At 53.5% G+C, this 17,270-nt stretch carries 11 protein-coding genes and 1 pseudogene; 7 read left to right on the forward strand and 5 right to left on the reverse strand.

All coding sequences use genetic code 11. The annotated features are described in order from the left end of the window. Positions 1-131 precede the first annotated feature (131 nt). Together ampD and ampE are read left to right on the forward strand one after the other, a co-directional pair. On the forward strand, positions 132-695 hold the full coding sequence (ampD, locus tag ACOTXC_RS18750; RefSeq protein ID WP_022647059.1) for a 1,6-anhydro-N-acetylmuramyl-L-alanine amidase AmpD: 564 nt from the start codon (positions 132-134) through the stop codon (positions 693-695). Next, positions 692-1,546 (forward strand): beta-lactamase regulator AmpE, encoded by an 855-nt coding sequence (ampE, locus tag ACOTXC_RS18755; protein WP_023299333.1) that lies wholly within the window; start codon positions 692-694, stop codon positions 1,544-1,546. The genes ampD and ampE overlap by 4 nt, the downstream gene beginning before the upstream one ends. An 18-nt stretch (positions 1,547-1,564) precedes the next feature. Here the strand turns inward: ampE and ACOTXC_RS18760 are convergent, their stop codons facing one another. The 3 genes from ACOTXC_RS18760 to aroP form a co-directional block, all read right to left on the reverse strand. Beyond that, on the reverse strand, positions 1,565-2,515 hold the full coding sequence (locus tag ACOTXC_RS18760; RefSeq protein ID WP_058677779.1) for a family 43 glycosylhydrolase: 951 nt from the start codon (positions 2,513-2,515) through the stop codon (positions 1,565-1,567). 10 nt (positions 2,516-2,525) lie between these two features. Continuing rightward, positions 2,526-3,923 (reverse strand): glycoside-pentoside-hexuronide (GPH):cation symporter, encoded by a 1,398-nt coding sequence (locus ACOTXC_RS18765; RefSeq protein WP_022647062.1) that lies wholly within the window; start codon positions 3,921-3,923, stop codon positions 2,526-2,528. A gap of 164 nt (positions 3,924-4,087) precedes the next feature. Beyond that, positions 4,088-5,458, reverse strand: a complete 1,371-nt coding sequence (gene aroP / locus ACOTXC_RS18770) for an aromatic amino acid transporter AroP (RefSeq protein ID WP_023299335.1) — start codon at positions 5,456-5,458, stop codon at positions 4,088-4,090. Between the two features lie 537 nt (positions 5,459-5,995). Here aroP and pdhR point away from each other — a divergent pair. The 5 genes from pdhR (at position 5,996) to ACOTXC_RS18795 (ending at position 14,735) form a co-directional block, all read left to right on the forward strand. Next, complete coding sequence (pdhR, locus tag ACOTXC_RS18775) at positions 5,996-6,760, forward strand: pyruvate dehydrogenase complex transcriptional repressor PdhR (RefSeq protein WP_006173806.1); 765 nt, start codon at positions 5,996-5,998, stop codon at positions 6,758-6,760. Positions 6,761-6,883: 123 nt separating this feature from the next. Then, positions 6,884-9,547 (forward strand): pyruvate dehydrogenase (acetyl-transferring), homodimeric type, encoded by a 2,664-nt coding sequence (gene aceE, locus ACOTXC_RS18780; RefSeq protein WP_022647064.1) that lies wholly within the window; start codon positions 6,884-6,886, stop codon positions 9,545-9,547. Between the two features lie 14 nt (positions 9,548-9,561). After that, a complete protein-coding gene (gene aceF / locus ACOTXC_RS18785) occupies positions 9,562-11,457 on the forward strand; it encodes a pyruvate dehydrogenase complex dihydrolipoyllysine-residue acetyltransferase (RefSeq protein ID WP_022647065.1) in 1,896 nt (631 codons plus the stop codon). A gap of 175 nt (positions 11,458-11,632) precedes the next feature. Continuing rightward, positions 11,633-13,057: a dihydrolipoyl dehydrogenase gene (gene lpdA / locus ACOTXC_RS18790; protein WP_003856313.1), complete on the forward strand. Its 1,425-nt coding sequence runs from the start codon at positions 11,633-11,635 to the stop codon at positions 13,055-13,057. Positions 13,058-13,334: 277 nt separating this feature from the next. After that, a complete protein-coding gene (locus tag ACOTXC_RS18795; protein WP_227414848.1) occupies positions 13,335-14,735 on the forward strand; it encodes a hypothetical protein in 1,401 nt (466 codons plus the stop codon). Positions 14,736-14,851: 116 nt separating this feature from the next. Here ACOTXC_RS18795 and ACOTXC_RS18800 read toward each other — a convergent pair whose 3' ends face one another. Both ACOTXC_RS18800 and ACOTXC_RS18805 read right to left on the reverse strand, forming a co-directional pair. Continuing rightward, positions 14,852-15,643, reverse strand: coding sequence for a DUF2950 family protein (locus ACOTXC_RS18800; protein ID WP_421767899.1), 792 nt, complete (start codon positions 15,641-15,643; stop codon positions 14,852-14,854). A 10-nt stretch (positions 15,644-15,653) separates the two neighbouring features. Continuing rightward, a pseudogene (locus tag ACOTXC_RS18805) lies at positions 15,654-17,170 on the reverse strand (DUF3300 domain-containing protein). Positions 17,171-17,270 lie beyond the last annotated feature (100 nt).

Below are 17,270 nucleotides of genomic sequence, written 5' to 3' on the forward strand. Positions count from 1 at the left end.
AATGGCGAAGAAACGGTCTAAATAGGCTGATTCAAGGCATTTACGGGAGAAAAAATCGGCTCAAACATGAAGAAATGAAATGACTGAGTCAGCCGAGAAGAATTTCCCCGCTTATTCGCACCTTCCCTAGCATGTTGTTAGAAAACGGATGGCTGGTGGACGCGCGACATGTACCGTCGCCGCACCACGATTGCCGCCCGGAGGATGAAAAGCCCACACTGCTGGTGGTTCACAACATAAGTCTCCCGCCAGGTGAGTTTGGCGGTCCGTGGATCGACGCGTTATTCACGGGAACGATAGATCCCGATGCTCATCCTTACTTTGCTGAGATTGCGCATTTGCGCGTATCGGCGCACTGCCTGATCCGCCGTGATGGCGAAGTGGTTCAGTATGTTCCTTTTGATAAGCGAGCCTGGCATGCCGGCGTGTCGATGTATCAGGGGCGCGAGCGGTGCAATGATTTCTCCATTGGAATTGAACTGGAAGGAACGGACACCACGCCTTACACCGATGCGCAATATCAGAAACTGGTTGCTGTGACGCAAACTTTAGTGGGGCTTTATCCCGCCATTGCAGACAATATTACGGGGCACAGCGACATCGCCCCCGAAAGAAAAACCGACCCCGGCCCGGCGTTTGACTGGTCCCGGTTTCACGCCATGCTTACCACGTCGTCAGATAAGGAGATAACATGACGTTGTTTACCATGCTGCTGGTTATGATCGCCGAACGCCTGTTTAAGCTCGGCGAGCACTGGCATCTGGATCATCGGCTGGAAGTGTTATTCCGCCGGATCAGGCATTTTTCCATGCTACGCACGCTGCTTATGACGGCAGGTGTGATGGTGATTACGTTCCTGTTGCTACGCTCACTTTACGGCCTCTTTTTCAACGTGCCGCTGCTGGTGGTATGGATACTGCTGGGCGTGTTGTGTATTGGCGCGGGCAAGGTGCGTTTGCACTATCACGCGTATCTGAAAGCTGCTTCCCGGGATGATGTCCACGCGCGCGGCGCGATGGCGAGCGAGCTGACGATGATCCACGGCGTACCGCCGGACTGCGATGAACGCGAATTTCTGCGCGAGCTACAAAACGCGCTGCTGTGGATTAACTTCCGTTACTACCTGGCGCCGCTGTTCTGGTTTGTGGTGGGCGGTCCATGGGGACCAGTACTGCTGATGGGCTATGCTTTTCTGCGCGCCTGGCAGACCTGGCTTGCCCGCTACCTTACGCCGCATGAACGTCTCCAGTCCGGCATTGATGCCATTCTGCACGTGCTCGACTGGCTTCCGGTGCGACTGGTCGGCGTGGTCTATGCCCTCATCGGTCACGGTGAAAAGGCGTTGCCAGCGTGGTTTGCCTCCCTTGCAGACCGCCATACCGCGCAGTATCAGGTCTTAACCCGACTGGCTCAATTCTCGCTGGCTCGCGAGCCGCACACGAACAAAGTCGAAACGCCTAAAGCTGCCGTCTCGATGGCGAAAAAAACGTCGTTTGTGGTGGTGGTGATTGTGGCGTTGCTGACGATTTACGGCACGCTGGTCTGACCCAGCGCGCCGAAGCCGTTACAGCGTATCCGCAGGCGGGATGCCGAAATCAGGCATCCCGTTGTCGTCCCAGCGGACGAGCTTCAGGCGAGTGTGGCGATTCGGATCGTAAAGCGGATCGCCTTCAATTTCAGTGTAGTTTCGCGCGTGGTAGACCAGCACATCGTCGCCTTCCGGCGTCTGCGTAAAGCTGTTATGGCCTGGTCCATACTGACGGTTTTCGTAGCTGGTGACGAACACCGGGCGCGGGGATTTATGCCAGTTAGTCGGGTTTTGCGGATCGGCATCTACGTCTATCCACAGTAATCCCATGCAGTAATTCTCGTCGGTGGCGCTGGCGGAATAGCTGATAAATAGCTTATCGCCATGGAACAGCACCGCCGGGCCTTCGTTGACCCAGAATCCGCGGCACTCCCAGTCATATTCCGGTTTACTGAGCATCACCGGCTCGCCTTTCAGCGTCCACGGATTTTCCATTTCACACAGGTAAAGATTGGAGTTACCGGAAATGTCCGGGGCTTTTTGCGCCCACAGATACCAGCGTTTGCCCTGATGCACAAAGGTAGTGGCATCCAGCGCGAAGGTGTCAAACGGGGTTTTGATTTGCCCTTTTTCCACCCATGTACCGGTGAGCGGATCGCGATCTGCGCATTCAATGGCGAACATGCGATGCTGGAACATCCCGAGTTCGTCGAGCGCCTGGGTATGTGTGGCGGCAAAGTAGATGTACCACTTGCCGTCGATATGATGCAGTTCCGGTGCCCAGATCAGCTGGCTCATCGGGCCGGTGTCGGGCTTGCGCCAGACAACTACCTCTTCGGCATTGCCTAAATCTTCCAGCGAGTCCGCGCGGCGGATCGCCAGCCGGTCATACTCCGGCACGGAGGCGATAAAGTAATATTGTCCTTCGTGGCGCAGGATATACGGGTCGGCGCGTTGTTCAATAAACGGGTTTGGCCAGGTTTGCATTCGGCTTTCCTTATTTAGTCTCAGCGGCTTTAAATTCCTGATAGTCGCTCAGTTCACGATAGTTGGTGCGACGCTTCTCCAGATCGGACTGGATTTGCTTCATGGTCTCACGGTCCACTTTCAGCAGACGTACAACGCCCGCGGTAATTAAATATCCAATGCCAGGAATGACGGTAAAGAGCAGCACAATGCCGTTGATGGCATCCGCGCTCTGCGCTTTTGCGCCCGCGTCATAACCGTACCAGGAGAGCAGGAAGCCAACCATCGCCCCGGCAATCGCCAGACCCAGCTTCAGGAAGAAGATGTTGCCGGAGAAGCTTATCCCGGTGATACGTTTCCCGGTTTTCCATTCACCGTAGTCGTCCACGTCGGCCATCAGTGACCAGTGCAGAGGGGATGGGATCTGGTGCAGGATATTCAGCAGGACGTAAAGCACAACAATGGTTGTCGTCGCTTTCGGGTCGAAGAAGTAGAAGGCGCAGGAGAAAATCGCCAGCGCGATGTTGGTCCAGAAGAAGACCTTCAGCTTGCACCAGCGGTCGGTCAGCACTTTCGCCAGCATACTGCCGAACATCATGCCGACAACGCCCAGGCTGATAAACAGCGTGGCGAAATGGGTGCTTTGCCCCATTACCCAGGTGACGTAATACATGGTGGCCGCCATGCGGATAAAGCCCGGGCAGACGTTGCAGAGCGTCAGAAGCAGAATGCGCACCCACTGGTCATTCTTCCACACATCCTTCAGGTCGTTTTTCAGTTCGTCGTGGGTTTGTACAGCCGGGCGAACGCGCTCGCGCACCGTGGCGAAGCAGAACAGGAACATGCAGGTACCAATCAGCGCCAGCACGGTCATCGCCATCTGGTAGCCTTTGGCTTTGTTATCCCCACCGAACCAGTCGGCCATTGGCAGGAGCGTAAGCGACAGCAGCAGCGTGGCGATACCGACCATAACAAAACGATAGGACTGGCAGGCAACGCGCTCTTTCGGGTCGTTGGTGATTACGCCGCCGAGCGAGCAGTACGGAATGTTGATGGCGGTATAGGTCAGCGACAGCAGGAAGTAGGTGACAAATGCATAGATAACTTTGCTGTTATAGCTCCACTCTGGGGTGGTGAACATCAGGATGCTGAACAGCGCATAGGGGAAGGCAATCCACAGTAGCCATGGACGAAATCGGCCATATTTGCTGCGGGTACGGTCGGCAATCGCGCCCATGATTGGGTCCGTTACGGCGTCAATCACGCGAACGGACAGCAGCAGTACCCCAACCAGCGCAGGCGCCAGACCAAAAATATCCGTATAAAAATAGTTAACAAATAACATGATGGCGCCAAAGATAATGTTGCATCCGGCGTCACCCATGCCATAGCCGATCTTTTCTTTTACTGACAGTTTGTTGTTATCCATCGACAGATCTCCGGGTTTCGGTATGGAGAGAATTATTCGCTGGCAAACGGATATATGCGTTGCAATATAAGGGCGGTGATATGGAGGATTTTGCTGTTGGCGTGAATTTGTGAGGAAGGTAACAAGACGCTGTACCCGCAACCGCGGGTACAGCGAGAAAACACTTAGTGCGCTTTCACCGTTTTGGCGTTTTTCTGTTTCACCATATAGCCCACGCCGAGGATCGCAATCCACACCGGAATGAGGTAGACGGAAATCGCCATGCCTGGCGTGATGAGCATGATGACCAGCACGGCCGCCATGAACAGCAGGCAAACCCAGTTCCCCAGCGGATAGAGCAGGGCAGGGAAGCGCGTGGTTACGCCCTGCTGCTGCTTGGCGCGGCGGAACTTGATGTGCGCGAGGCTAATCATCGCCCAGTTGATCACCAGCGCGGAAACCACCAACGCCATCAGCAGGCCGAAGGCCGATTCCGGTGCCAGGTAGTTAATCAGAACGCAAAGCGCCGTCACGACCGCCGACACGATAATGGTGTTAACCGGTACGCCACGTTTATCAACGGTAAGCAGCGCTTTCGGTGCGTTGCCCTGTTGCGCCAGGCCGAACAGCATACGGCTGTTGCAGTAAACGCAGCTGTTATAAACAGAGAGCGCGGCGGTCAGCACTACGACGTTGAGCGCGTTCGCCACGAAGGTGTCGCCCAGCTCGTGGAAGATCAGCACAAACGGGCTGGTATCCGCCGTGACGCGTGTCCATGGCAGCAGGGAGAGCAGGACCGCCAGGGAGCCCACGTAGAAAATCAGAATACGGTAGATAACCTGATTTGTGGCTTTCGGGATGCTCTGCTCCGGGTTGTCGGCTTCCGCGGCGGTGATGCCCACCAGCTCCAGACCGCCGAAGGAGAACATAATGATCGCCATCATCATTACCAGGCCGGTCATGCCGTGCGGCAGGAACCCGCCCTGTTCCCAGAGGTTGCGCACGGTTGCCTGCGGGCCACCGTTGCCGCTGAAGAGCAGCCAGCCGCCAAAAATGATCATCGCTACAACGGCAATTACTTTGATAATGGCGAACCAGAACTCCATTTCCCCAAACACTTTCACGTTGGTCAGGTTGATGGCGTTGATCAGCACGAAGAAGACTGCCGCAGACGCCCAGGTGGGGATCTCCGGGTACCAGAATTGAATGTATTTACCGACGGCGGTGAGTTCCGCCATAGCAACCAGCACGTAAAGAACCCAGTAGTTCCATCCAGAGGCGAAGCCCGCAAAGCTGCCCCAGTATTTATAGGCAAAGTGGCTAAAAGAGCCTGCAACCGGCTCCTCAACGACCATTTCCCCTAACTGGCGCATAATCAAAAACGCAATGAAACCTGCAATCGCGTAACCCAGAATGATGCCCGGACCGGCCGACTGGATAACGGACGCACTGCCCAGAAACAGGCCAGTACCAATAGCACCGCCCAGGGCGATGAGCTGAATATGGCGGTTTTTAAGGCCGCGCTTTAGCTGATCGCCATGCTGTTGAGCTTCCATTTGAAACCTCGTGTGTGGTTGTTATGTTCACGCTGTGCGTGTGTAATTATGAAAGTCCATATTCTGTATTTATTTCTTTACGGTTAACGATACCGAAAAAAGCGGAGATGGCTTCCGTTAGCGCCAGAATAGTGGTAAGTGCCAGCGAATGCACCTGCTTTATGAAGGGATGATGACGACTTGAATAAAAAGAAACCAATTGTAAATCGGTACGTTAACCCCTCATACCCCAACCTATAGAATAGAAATGCGTCATAAGTGGACGAATTTTCATATTTTGCCTTGTTGAATCGCTTCAGATTGCAAAATCCCTCGTTTAAATATGGTTAAAACTGCCCCTTTGGGAGTAACCATTTCATTTGTGCAAAGTTACATTCCTGAAACGTTAGTTCTGTAAGGTTGTTAAAATGTGCCGGGTTTCCTGATTTCAATCAAAACCAATATGGACAGAAGGTGAATACTTTGTTACTTTAGCGATACGAACATGAAATTGGTAAGACCAATTGACTCCGGGCAAAAAGGCGTAAGACAGGGAATATGGCCTACAGCAAAATTCGCCAACCAAAACTTTCCGATGTGATTGAGCAGCAGCTGGAGTTTTTGATTCTCGAAGGGACACTGCGCCCGGGCGAGAAACTCCCGCCAGAACGCGAGCTGGCAAAACAGTTCGACGTTTCACGCCCCTCTCTGCGTGAGGCGATTCAACGTCTCGAAGCAAAGGGCCTGTTGCTCCGTCGTCAGGGTGGCGGAACCTTTGTGCAAAACAGCCTGTGGCAGAGCTTCAGCGACCCGCTGGTAGAACTTCTCTCTGACCACCCAGAATCCCAGTTTGATCTGCTTGAGACCCGTCACGCGCTGGAAGGTATCGCGGCCTATTACGCCGCCCTTCGCAGCACTGATGAAGACCGCGTACGTATTCGCGAGCTGCATCAGGCCATTGAACGGGCACAGCAGTCCGGCGACTTAGACGCCGAATCCAGCGCCGTTGTCCAGTATCAAATTGCCGTCACCGAAGCAGCGCACAACGTGGTGCTCCTCCATCTGCTACGCTGCATGGAGCCCATGCTGGCCCAGAACGTTCGTCAGAATTTTGAATTGTTGTATGCCCGTCGGGAGATGCTCCCGCTGGTAAGCAACCATCGCACCCGAGTATTCGAGGCGATAATGGCCGGGGAACCGGAGCAGGCGCGTGAAGCGTCGCACCGCCATCTGGCTTTCATTGAGGAAATCTTGCTGGACCGCAGCCGTGAACAATCGCGTCGCGAGCGTTCATTGCGCCGCATACAGCAACGAAAGGATTAAGCGCCAGGTACTTTTAGAGCGCGGCAACTAAACGCAGAACCTGTCTTATTGTGTTCTTAACCGAGAGCACAATGGGACAGGTTCCAGACAAATCAACGTATTAGATAGATAAGGAATACCCCCATGTCAGAACGTCTCCAAAATGACGTGGATCCGATCGAAACTCGCGACTGGCTACAGGCGATCGAATCGGTCATCCGTGAAGAAGGTGTTGAGCGTGCTCAGTATCTGATTGATCAGCTGCTTTCAGAAGCGCGCAAAGGCGGCGTGAAAGTGGCTTCAGGTGCAGGGGCTAGCAACTACGTAAACACGATTGCCGTCGAAGACGAACCGGAATACCCGGGCAATCTGGATCTGGAACGCCGTATCCGTTCTGCTATCCGCTGGAACGCTATCATGACCGTTCTGCGCGCATCCAAGAAAGATCTGGAACTGGGTGGCCACATGGCGTCCTTCCAGTCCTCTGCGACCGTTTACGAAGTGTGCTTCAACCACTTCTTCCGTGCAGCCAACGAGAAAGACGGCGGCGATCTGGTGTACTTCCAGGGCCACATCTCTCCGGGCATCTATGCACGTGCCTTCCTGGAAGGTCGTCTGACTGAAGAGCAGATGAACAACTTCCGTCAGGAAGTTCACGGTAAGGGTCTGTCTTCTTATCCGCACCCTAAACTGATGCCTGAGTTCTGGCAGTTCCCGACCGTATCTATGGGTCTGGGCCCAATTGGTGCAATCTATCAGGCTAAATTCCTGAAGTACCTGGAACACCGTGGTCTGAAAGACACCTCTGAGCAGACCGTTTACGCCTTCCTGGGCGACGGTGAAATGGATGAGCCAGAATCTAAAGGCGCGATCACCATCGCGACCCGTGAGAAGCTGGACAACCTGTGCTTCATCATCAACTGTAACCTGCAACGTCTGGATGGTCCGGTAACCGGTAACGGCAAGATCATTAACGAACTGGAAGGCATCTTCGCGGGTGCAGGCTGGAACGTGATCAAAGTCATGTGGGGCGGTCGTTGGGATGAGCTGCTGCGTAAAGACACCAGCGGTAAACTGATCCAGCTGATGAACGAAACCGTTGACGGCGACTACCAGACCTTCAAATCCAAAGACGGTGCCTACGTTCGTGAGCACTTCTTCGGCAAATATCCTGAAACCGCAGCCCTGGTTGCAGACTGGACTGACGAGCAGATCTGGGCGCTGAACCGCGGTGGTCACGATCCGAAGAAAGTTTACGCTGCACTGAAAAAAGCGCAGGAAACCAAAGGTAAAGCGACTGTGATCCTGGCCCACACCATCAAAGGTTACGGCATGGGTGATACCGCAGAAGGTAAAAACATCGCTCACCAGGTTAAGAAAATGAACATGGACGGCGTGCGTTATATCCGCGACCGTTTCAACGTTCCAGTGACCGATGAGCAGGTAGAAAACCTGTCTTACATCACCTTCCCGGAAGGGTCTGAAGAGCACAAATACCTGCACGAACGTCGTCAGGCACTGAAAGGCTACCTGCCTGCTCGTCAGCCTAACTTCACCGAGAAGCTGGAACTGCCAGCCCTGGAAGACTTCTCTCAACTGCTGGAAGAGCAGAACAAAGAGATCTCTACCACTATCGCTTTCGTTCGTGCTCTGAACGTGATGCTGAAGAACAAGTCAATCAAAGATCGTCTGGTTCCAATCATCGCCGACGAAGCGCGTACTTTCGGTATGGAAGGTCTGTTCCGTCAGATCGGTATCTACAGCCCGAACGGCCAGCAGTACACCCCGCAGGACCGTGAGCAGGTTGCATACTACAAAGAAGACGAGAAAGGTCAGATCCTGCAGGAAGGTATCAACGAGCTGGGCGCAGGCGCATCCTGGCTGGCTGCTGCGACCTCTTACAGCACCAACAACCTGCCGATGATCCCGTTCTACATCTACTACTCCATGTTCGGGTTCCAGCGTATCGGTGATCTGTGCTGGCAGGCAGGCGACCAGCAGGCTCGCGGCTTCCTGATCGGTGGTACTTCTGGTCGTACGACCCTGAACGGTGAAGGTCTGCAGCACGAAGATGGCCACAGCCACATTCAGTCTCTGACTATCCCTAACTGTATCTCTTACGACCCGTCTTACGCGTACGAAGTGGCAGTCATCATGCATGACGGTCTGCAGCGCATGTACGGTGAAGCGCAAGAGAACGTTTACTACTACATCACCACCCTGAACGAAAACTACCACATGCCGGCAATGCCAGCAGGTGCCGAGGAAGGTATCCGTAAAGGTATCTACAAACTCGAAACCATCGAAGGTAGCAAAGGTAAAGTTCAGCTGCTGGGCTCCGGTTCTATCCTGCGTCACGTTCGTGAAGCAGCGCAGATCCTGGCGAAAGACTACGGTGTGGGTTCCGATGTGTACTCTGTGACCTCCTTCACTGAACTGGCGCGTGATGGCCAGGATTGTGAGCGCTGGAACATGCTGCACCCAATGGAAACCCCACGCGTTCCGTACATCGCTCAGGTGATGAACGACGCGCCAGCGGTGGCGTCTACTGACTATATGAAACTGTTCGCTGAGCAGGTTCGTACTTACGTTCCAGCTGATGATTATCGCGTACTGGGTACTGACGGCTTCGGTCGTTCTGACAGCCGCGAAAACCTGCGTCACCACTTCGAAGTTGATGCTTCCTACGTGGTAGTAGCAGCACTGGGCGAACTGGCTAAACGTGGCGAAATCGATAAGAAAGTGGTTGCAGACGCAATCACCAAATTCAACATCGATGCAGATAAAGTTAACCCGCGTCTGGCGTAAGAGGTAAAAGAAGAATGGCTATCGAAATCAATGTACCGGACATCGGGGCTGATGAAGTTGAAATCACCGAGATCCTGGTCAAAGTAGGCGACAAAGTTGAAGCTGAACAGTCGCTGATCACCGTAGAAGGCGACAAAGCCTCTATGGAAGTCCCGTCTCCTCAGGCTGGCATCGTTAAAGAGATCAAAGTCTCTGTTGGCGATAAAACCGAGACTGGCAAACTGATCATGATTTTCGATTCCGCCGACGGTGCAGCAGCTGCTGCACCTGCGCAGGAAGAGAAGAAAGAAGCCGCTCCTGCTGCTGCTCCAGCAGCGGCCGCGGCAGCGAAAGAAGTAAATGTGCCTGACATCGGCGGTGACGAAGTTGAAGTTACCGAAATCCTGGTGAAAGTGGGCGACACCGTTGCGGCTGAGCAGTCACTGATCACCGTAGAAGGCGACAAAGCCTCTATGGAAGTGCCAGCACCGTTCGCCGGTACCGTTAAAGAGATCAAGATCAACACCGGCGACAAAGTGTCTACCGGCTCGCTGATCATGGTCTTCGAAGTGGCGGGTGCAGCACCTGCCGCTGCGCCTGCTCAGGCTGCTGCTCCGGCTCCGGCCGCTGCACCAGCGGCTGCTGGCGGCGCGAAAGACGTTAACGTACCGGATATCGGCGGTGACGAAGTTGAAGTGACCGAAGTGATGGTGAAAGTGGGCGACAAAGTTGCCGCTGAACAGTCACTGATCACCGTTGAAGGCGACAAAGCTTCCATGGAAGTGCCTGCGCCGTTCGCCGGTACCGTTAAAGAGATCAAAATCAGCACCGGCGACAAAGTGTCTACCGGCTCTCTGATCATGGTCTTCGAAGTGGAAGGCGCAGCGCCTGCCGCCGCTCCGGCTGCCGCGGCTGCTCCGGCACCTGCTGCTGCACCGGCTCAGGCTGCTAAACCTGCTGCTGCCCCTGCTGCTAAAGCAGAAAAATCTGAGTTCGCTGAAAACGACGCTTACGTCCACGCGACTCCGCTGATTCGTCGCCTGGCGCGCGAATTCGGTGTGAACCTGGCGAAAGTGAAGGGCACCGGCCGTAAAGGTCGTATCCTGCGCGAAGACGTTCAGGCTTACGTGAAAGACGCGGTGAAACGCGCCGAAGCTGCACCTGCGGCAGCCGCTGGCGGCGGTATCCCGGGCATGCTGCCATGGCCGAAAGTGGACTTCAGTAAGTTCGGTGAAATCGAAGAAGTGGAGCTGGGCCGTATCCAGAAAATCTCTGGTGCTAACCTGAGCCGTAACTGGGTGATGATCCCGCACGTTACGCACTTCGATAAGACCGATATCACCGATCTGGAAGCGTTCCGTAAACAGCAGAACGCCGAAGCTGAGAAGCGTAAGCTGGACGTGAAGTTCACCCCAGTGGTCTTTATCATGAAGGCCGTTGCCGCTGCCCTTGAGCAGATGCCACGCTTCAATAGCTCCCTGTCTGAAGACGGCCAGAAGCTGACGCTGAAGAAATACATCAACATCGGTGTTGCGGTTGATACGCCAAATGGTCTGGTGGTTCCGGTCTTCAAAGACGTGAACAAGAAGAGCATTACTGAGCTGTCCCGTGAACTGACCACCATCTCCAAAAAAGCGCGTGATGGTAAGCTGACTGCCGGCGAAATGCAGGGCGGCTGCTTCACTATCTCCAGCATCGGCGGCCTGGGTACCACCCACTTCGCGCCGATTGTAAACGCGCCGGAAGTGGCTATCCTCGGTGTGTCCAAGTCCGCGATGGAGCCGGTGTGGAATGGCAAAGAGTTCGTGCCGCGTCTGATGATGCCAATCTCTCTGTCCTTCGACCACCGCGTAATCGACGGGGCTGATGGTGCGCGTTTCATCACCATCATTAACAACACCCTGAGCGACATTCGCCGCCTGGTGATGTAATCGAAAAGCCGGCCAGTCGGCCGGCTTTTTTCTGATAATCTCATGGGGTTTTTGAGGTTATTGGTGAAAGCGATAATTCGTGAGCCGTTTGTTGTTTCAAAATTGTTAACAATTTTGTAAAATACGGGCGGATAGAACGACCCGGTGGACGACGGGTATACATTAAGAGGTCATGATGAGCACAGAAATCAAAACTCAGGTCGTAGTACTTGGGGCAGGCCCGGCAGGTTACTCCGCAGCATTTCGCGCCGCGGATTTAGGTCTGGAAACCGTCATCGTAGAACGTTACAGCACCCTCGGCGGTGTTTGTCTGAACGTCGGCTGTATCCCTTCTAAAGCGCTGCTGCACGTAGCGAAAGTTATCGAAGAAGCCAAAGCGCTGGCTGAACACGGTATCGTCTTCGGCGAGCCGAAAACCGATATCGACAAAATTCGTACCTGGAAAGAGAAAGTTATCACTCAGCTGACCGGCGGTCTGGCGGGTATGGCCAAAGGCCGTAAAGTGAAAGTAGTAAACGGTCTGGGTAAATTCACCGGTGCGAACACCCTGGAAGTGGAAGGCGAAAACGGCAAAACCGTGATCAACTTCGACAACGCGATCATCGCGGCAGGCTCTCGCCCAATCGAACTGCCATTCATTCCACATGAAGATCCACGCGTGTGGGATTCCACCGATGCGCTGGAGCTGAAAACCGTTCCTAAGCGTCTGCTGGTTATGGGCGGCGGTATCATCGGTCTGGAAATGGGTACTGTGTACCATGCGCTGGGTTCAGAGATCGACGTGGTTGAAATGTTCGACCAGGTAATCCCGGCAGCCGACAAAGATATCGTTAAAGTCTTCACCAAACGCATCAGCAAGAAATTCAACCTGATGCTGGAAACCAAAGTGACTGCCGTTGAAGCGAAAGAAGACGGTATTTACGTTTCCATGGAAGGCAAAAAAGCCCCATCCGAACCACAGCGTTACGACGCCGTGCTGGTGGCTATCGGCCGTGTGCCGAACGGTAAAAATCTCGACGCGGGCAAAGCTGGCGTGGAAGTGGACGACCGTGGCTTCATCCGCGTTGACAAACAGCTGCGTACCAACGTGCCGCACATCTTTGCTATCGGCGATATCGTCGGTCAGCCAATGCTGGCGCACAAAGGTGTTCACGAAGGTCATGTTGCCGCTGAAGTTATCGCCGGCATGAAGCATTACTTCGATCCGAAAGTGATCCCATCTATCGCGTATACCGAGCCAGAAGTTGCATGGGTTGGTCTGACTGAGAAAGAAGCGAAAGAGAAAGGCATCAGCTATGAAACTGCCACCTTCCCGTGGGCTGCTTCTGGCCGTGCTATCGCGTCCGACTGCGCAGACGGTATGACCAAACTGATCTTCGACAAAGAGACTCACCGCGTCATCGGTGGTGCGATTGTCGGTACCAACGGCGGCGAGCTGCTGGGTGAAATCGGTCTGGCTATCGAAATGGGCTGCGACGCAGAAGACATCGCGCTGACCATCCACGCACACCCGACTCTGCATGAGTCCGTGGGCCTGGCGGCAGAAGTGTTTGAAGGTAGCATTACTGACCTGCCAAACGCGAAAGCGAAGAAGAAATAAGTTTCTTCTTGATTGCGAAACGCCTCCGAAGGAGGCGTTTTTTTTGGCAGTAATTCCAAATTGCTAACTATTAATGTTAATAAGACAATCAATCAATTATTTATATGCCATTCAGCAAGTGTATTTATAGTTTAAATTATTCCAATTCTTTTTTAAAAGCGATTATATATTTCCAGTATTTTTATTTTTTTCTGATGGTGGTTTAGTTAATTTGACTTAAATTATAAAGAGTGTATTACTGTTCGGGTAAATACTTTACTCCAGAAAGGGTATTATTATGAATAGTAATGAATTAACATCTGATATTCGTGATTTAAAAGTAATGGGGGCCAGAACGCAATCAGGAAGTAGCTGGGCAAGTGCGACGCATAAACTCGTTGCCCTGGATAAAGAAACGCTGCAACCGGTGAGCGTTGACTGGTGGTATGAAGATGAGACCTCATCTCGCTTTACCGGCCCCGTTTTTACTGACACTCGTCCGGATATACGCTTGCTGGCAAATTCCGATGTTTATCGACTGGGGGACGTCATTAATATCAGTAATTTTGGTGGTTCTGGGTCCGCATTAGCGGCCATTAAAAATGACGGTACTGTTGAAGCGTGGGGAATGCCCAAAAATGGTGGTACATCACCAACAAGCGATCGAAATCATAACGTCAGAGCCGTTTTCGGTGGCTGGGATACGTCTGCAGCGGTTAATGCCAATGGTCAGGTATTTACCTGGTCCGTCGATGATGATAACCCTTTACCGGGAAACGTGGCGGCGTTGAATGATATTGTAGATATTAAAGTGGCCCAATATTTTACCGATCAGGGTAATTATACCTATCTGGCATTGCGGGCTAATAACCAAGTGGTGCAGTGGACAGATGGTACTTCACATAATGATTTTCCAGCAGACATTGCCGAGCGTAAAGACTTCATTGCCATCCAGACTACAGAATATGCCTTTGCGGGAATTACCCAAAATGGCCATGTTATTACTTGGGGGGATGCAGCCTATGGTGGTGAGCTGCCGGTTCATCTGAAAGAAGTGAATGATGTGATCACCCTTTATAGCAACTTTGGTGCATTTGTCGCACTCAGAGCTTCAGGCAGTATTTTTTCATGGGGAAGTACCCAGTATGGTGCTGTCATTCCGGATAACATCGCCAGTCTGACGGATATTGTTTCCGTACATTGTACCAGTTCGACTTTTATTGCCTTGAGACAGAACGGCAGCGTCGTGTTTTGGGGACAGGATTATTCTCTGGTCGAGCTTCCGGAGGAGATTGCCAGTCTGACGAATATTATAGATGCCCAGGGGGCAGCTAATGGCAGTTATGCTTTTTTAACTTCTGAAGGCAAAGTGTACTGCTGGGGATCTGCTGCAGATTTTGCAAAAAAGATGCCTGAGGATTTGTCCGATGTGGTTTCTCTGTCCGCTGGGTGGGGGGCTTTTGCCGCGCTTCGCCGTGATGGTTCCGTAGTGGCTTGGGGACATCCTGGGGAGGGTGGTGACACCACGCCCGTTGCAAACGAGCTTTATGATATTCGTGCTATCTATGCCTGCGGCTATCGTTTTTGCGCCCTGCGCAACGATGATCGTCTCTTTGAATGGGGCGAAGAGGCCAGAACAGATATCACAAAGATGCCAGCAGATTTGCAGGGGAATGTTACCTATAGCTTTGTTAAATAATTCACCTGCACTTGCCTGAAAGCATAGACGAAATAAGCCTCTTCAGCTCTGTAAACGCCTCTTTGGAGGTGTTTTCCTCACTTTTTCGCCACTGCAGGCGAAGTGCAATCATGCTATCAAGGCGCAACGGGTTGCCAGGATATATCGGGTCTGTACATGGTCAATGCCTGGGCTTTCCTGGCTGACTCACCGCCGAGATTGCTCTGGTACACCTTGTCATCCTGATTGATCATAAAACTCATCACTCCTGACTGGCCGTAACTGACCGGCCAGGCGATCATTGCAAATCCTTTCTCATCCGGCAGGACGCGGAATCGGTAACCATGGTAACCCGCCCCCGACTGTGGAGGACTGAACGCCGGACCCAGTGGGCTGGGCGTTTCACCGGGAGCGACGGGCCAGTACAGTCCATCCTTTTTACCTTCAGAACTGACTATCTTCTGCGCGTACTTTTGGTTCATCGCAAAATAGCTCTGCTGGGCATCAACATAGGCGTGAAGCGCTTCGATGGCTGCGAGTTCGTTGCGCCCGATTTCGCGGGTCAGGATCTCTTCTGCGGCTTCCTGCATATCAAACTGCCAGCCAGATGCCGTTTTGACCACCGGGATCGGTAGCTGCCAGCCGTTATCGCCCACCACCAGGTGCGCCACGTTGCCACTGATGACGGTTTTATGATGAACGTTCCAGTCGCGCAGGAAGCGATCGACCGCATCAGGATCAACGCCTTCGGGCGGCAGGAAATCGCGCCAGTTTTCACCGAGCAAATTGTTCATCGCACTTTCGTTTTGCTCACTGATGGCGCTTGCCAGCGCACAGGTCGCCTGTTCTGGCGAACTGAACGATTGCTGTGCCATGACGGCCGCCGAGACCATGAACAACACCATTCCACTGAGTAATTGACGTTTCATGTCGGCTCCCTTAACGATGACGGAATTCATGGCGTTCAGCGCGTTCGCCAGTGAGCTGGCGCGGCTGATGTTGACGAGTAGCGAGCTGCCGGCTTTGCGCCCCGCGCTGCTGCTGGGCTTGCCAGTTCGCGGAGCGGCTGTCGTTGCCGCTCAGGGCATTGGCCCGATGCAGCCTGGCTGGCTGCTGTACCGTCTGTGAAACCCGCTTCTCCTGTCTGTGCATGTCAGTCTGATGATGTTCACGCTGCGGCGTGCTCGTCCGTTTTACGGCCTGTGGCCTGGTGTCATATCCACGATAGTTATTTCGCTGCGAGATCTGCTTCAACTGTTGCGTTGAGGCCAGACGTTGTGCGTCCCGCGTGGCTGTATGTACTGAGTGTGGGAGGATTTTACCCTTGATTTTTCCATCTGGCTGAGAGCGGCCTGGCGCTGGCTGTCGCGATTGACTGGATTTTGCTGCGTCGCGCTTAGCCCGGTGGCTGTATGTGTAGAGTGGAAGCGGTTAGCCAGCTGGTTATTCGGGTAAGGCACGCCTTCACGATAGGCAGGATTGTGCTGCCAGGTGTGGTTATTACCGTTCAGGTGCTGCCCGCTGATTCTGTTGAAATTATCCACGTTGATATTGATGTTGTTATCACCGTTGCGGTTATAACCGCCGTGATTGTCCCAGTCATCATCGTGATGATGGTGATCCCAGTCGTCGTCATCCCAGTCAATATTGCTGAAAATGGCGTAGGTTGTAGCGACCCCGAGGCTAAAACCTAATCCTTTAACCAGACTGTCCGTGAATTGCTCGCCGGGTGAGGGCGGAAGATAGACCGGCGGGTAAGCGGTGTTAGGCCAGCTACCATAAACCGTATTCGGATTATACGTGGGAACATACACCACCTGCGGATCGGCGGATTCAATCTTGATCACCGTTGGGCTGGTAGGCGTTGCGGTTGTCGTGGTTTTTGTCGATGCAGGTTTCGTGACGGTGGTGACCGTCTGCTGCGGTGTGGATTGCAGCGCACCCGTTTGTTGGGCCAGCAGGCGCAGCCGCTGTACGGAATCCATCACATCTTTCGGCTGTGCAAGGAAAGCGTCTCCCAGATTTTGTACCCATGGCGGATTTTCGCCCATCAACGACATCAGCTGAGGAAACGCAACCAGGGATTTTACGCTGGGATCCCACGGCTGGGTGGCTACCGCCTGAAGGGCGGCATCACCCTGCATTTTAGGATTGTCTTTCGACCACTGCGCGGCCTGAATAACATTTGACGGGTAAGTCGACGCCATCAAGATTTGCGACAGCAAGGCATCCGGGTAAAGCGCGACAGGGGCAACCCATTGGTCGATTTGCGCCGCAGTGTAGACCGGGGCAGCGACGGGCGCAGGCTGGGTTATCGGTGCGCCAGGTTGTTGTGTAACCGGAGCAGGCGTAGCAGGTTCCGTTGCGCGGCTTTTAACGTACATGACACCCGAGGCGGCAAACAGTCCCGCACTGCAAAGCAGAACAAGAAGATGTGGCTTAAAAGGCAACTTCATAGATTGACTCCAACGAGACGAGTGCAGTGCCGTGAGGCGTTGCTGTTGCCGCGAGTATCATTCACTCGTGTTTTACAGTTTTGACTATTGTTGGGAAACC

Source organism: Enterobacter cloacae complex sp. IR5428, assembly GCF_049238585.1.
In the GTDB taxonomy this organism is placed as follows: Bacteria; Pseudomonadota; Gammaproteobacteria; order Enterobacterales; family Enterobacteriaceae; genus Enterobacter; species Enterobacter intestinihominis.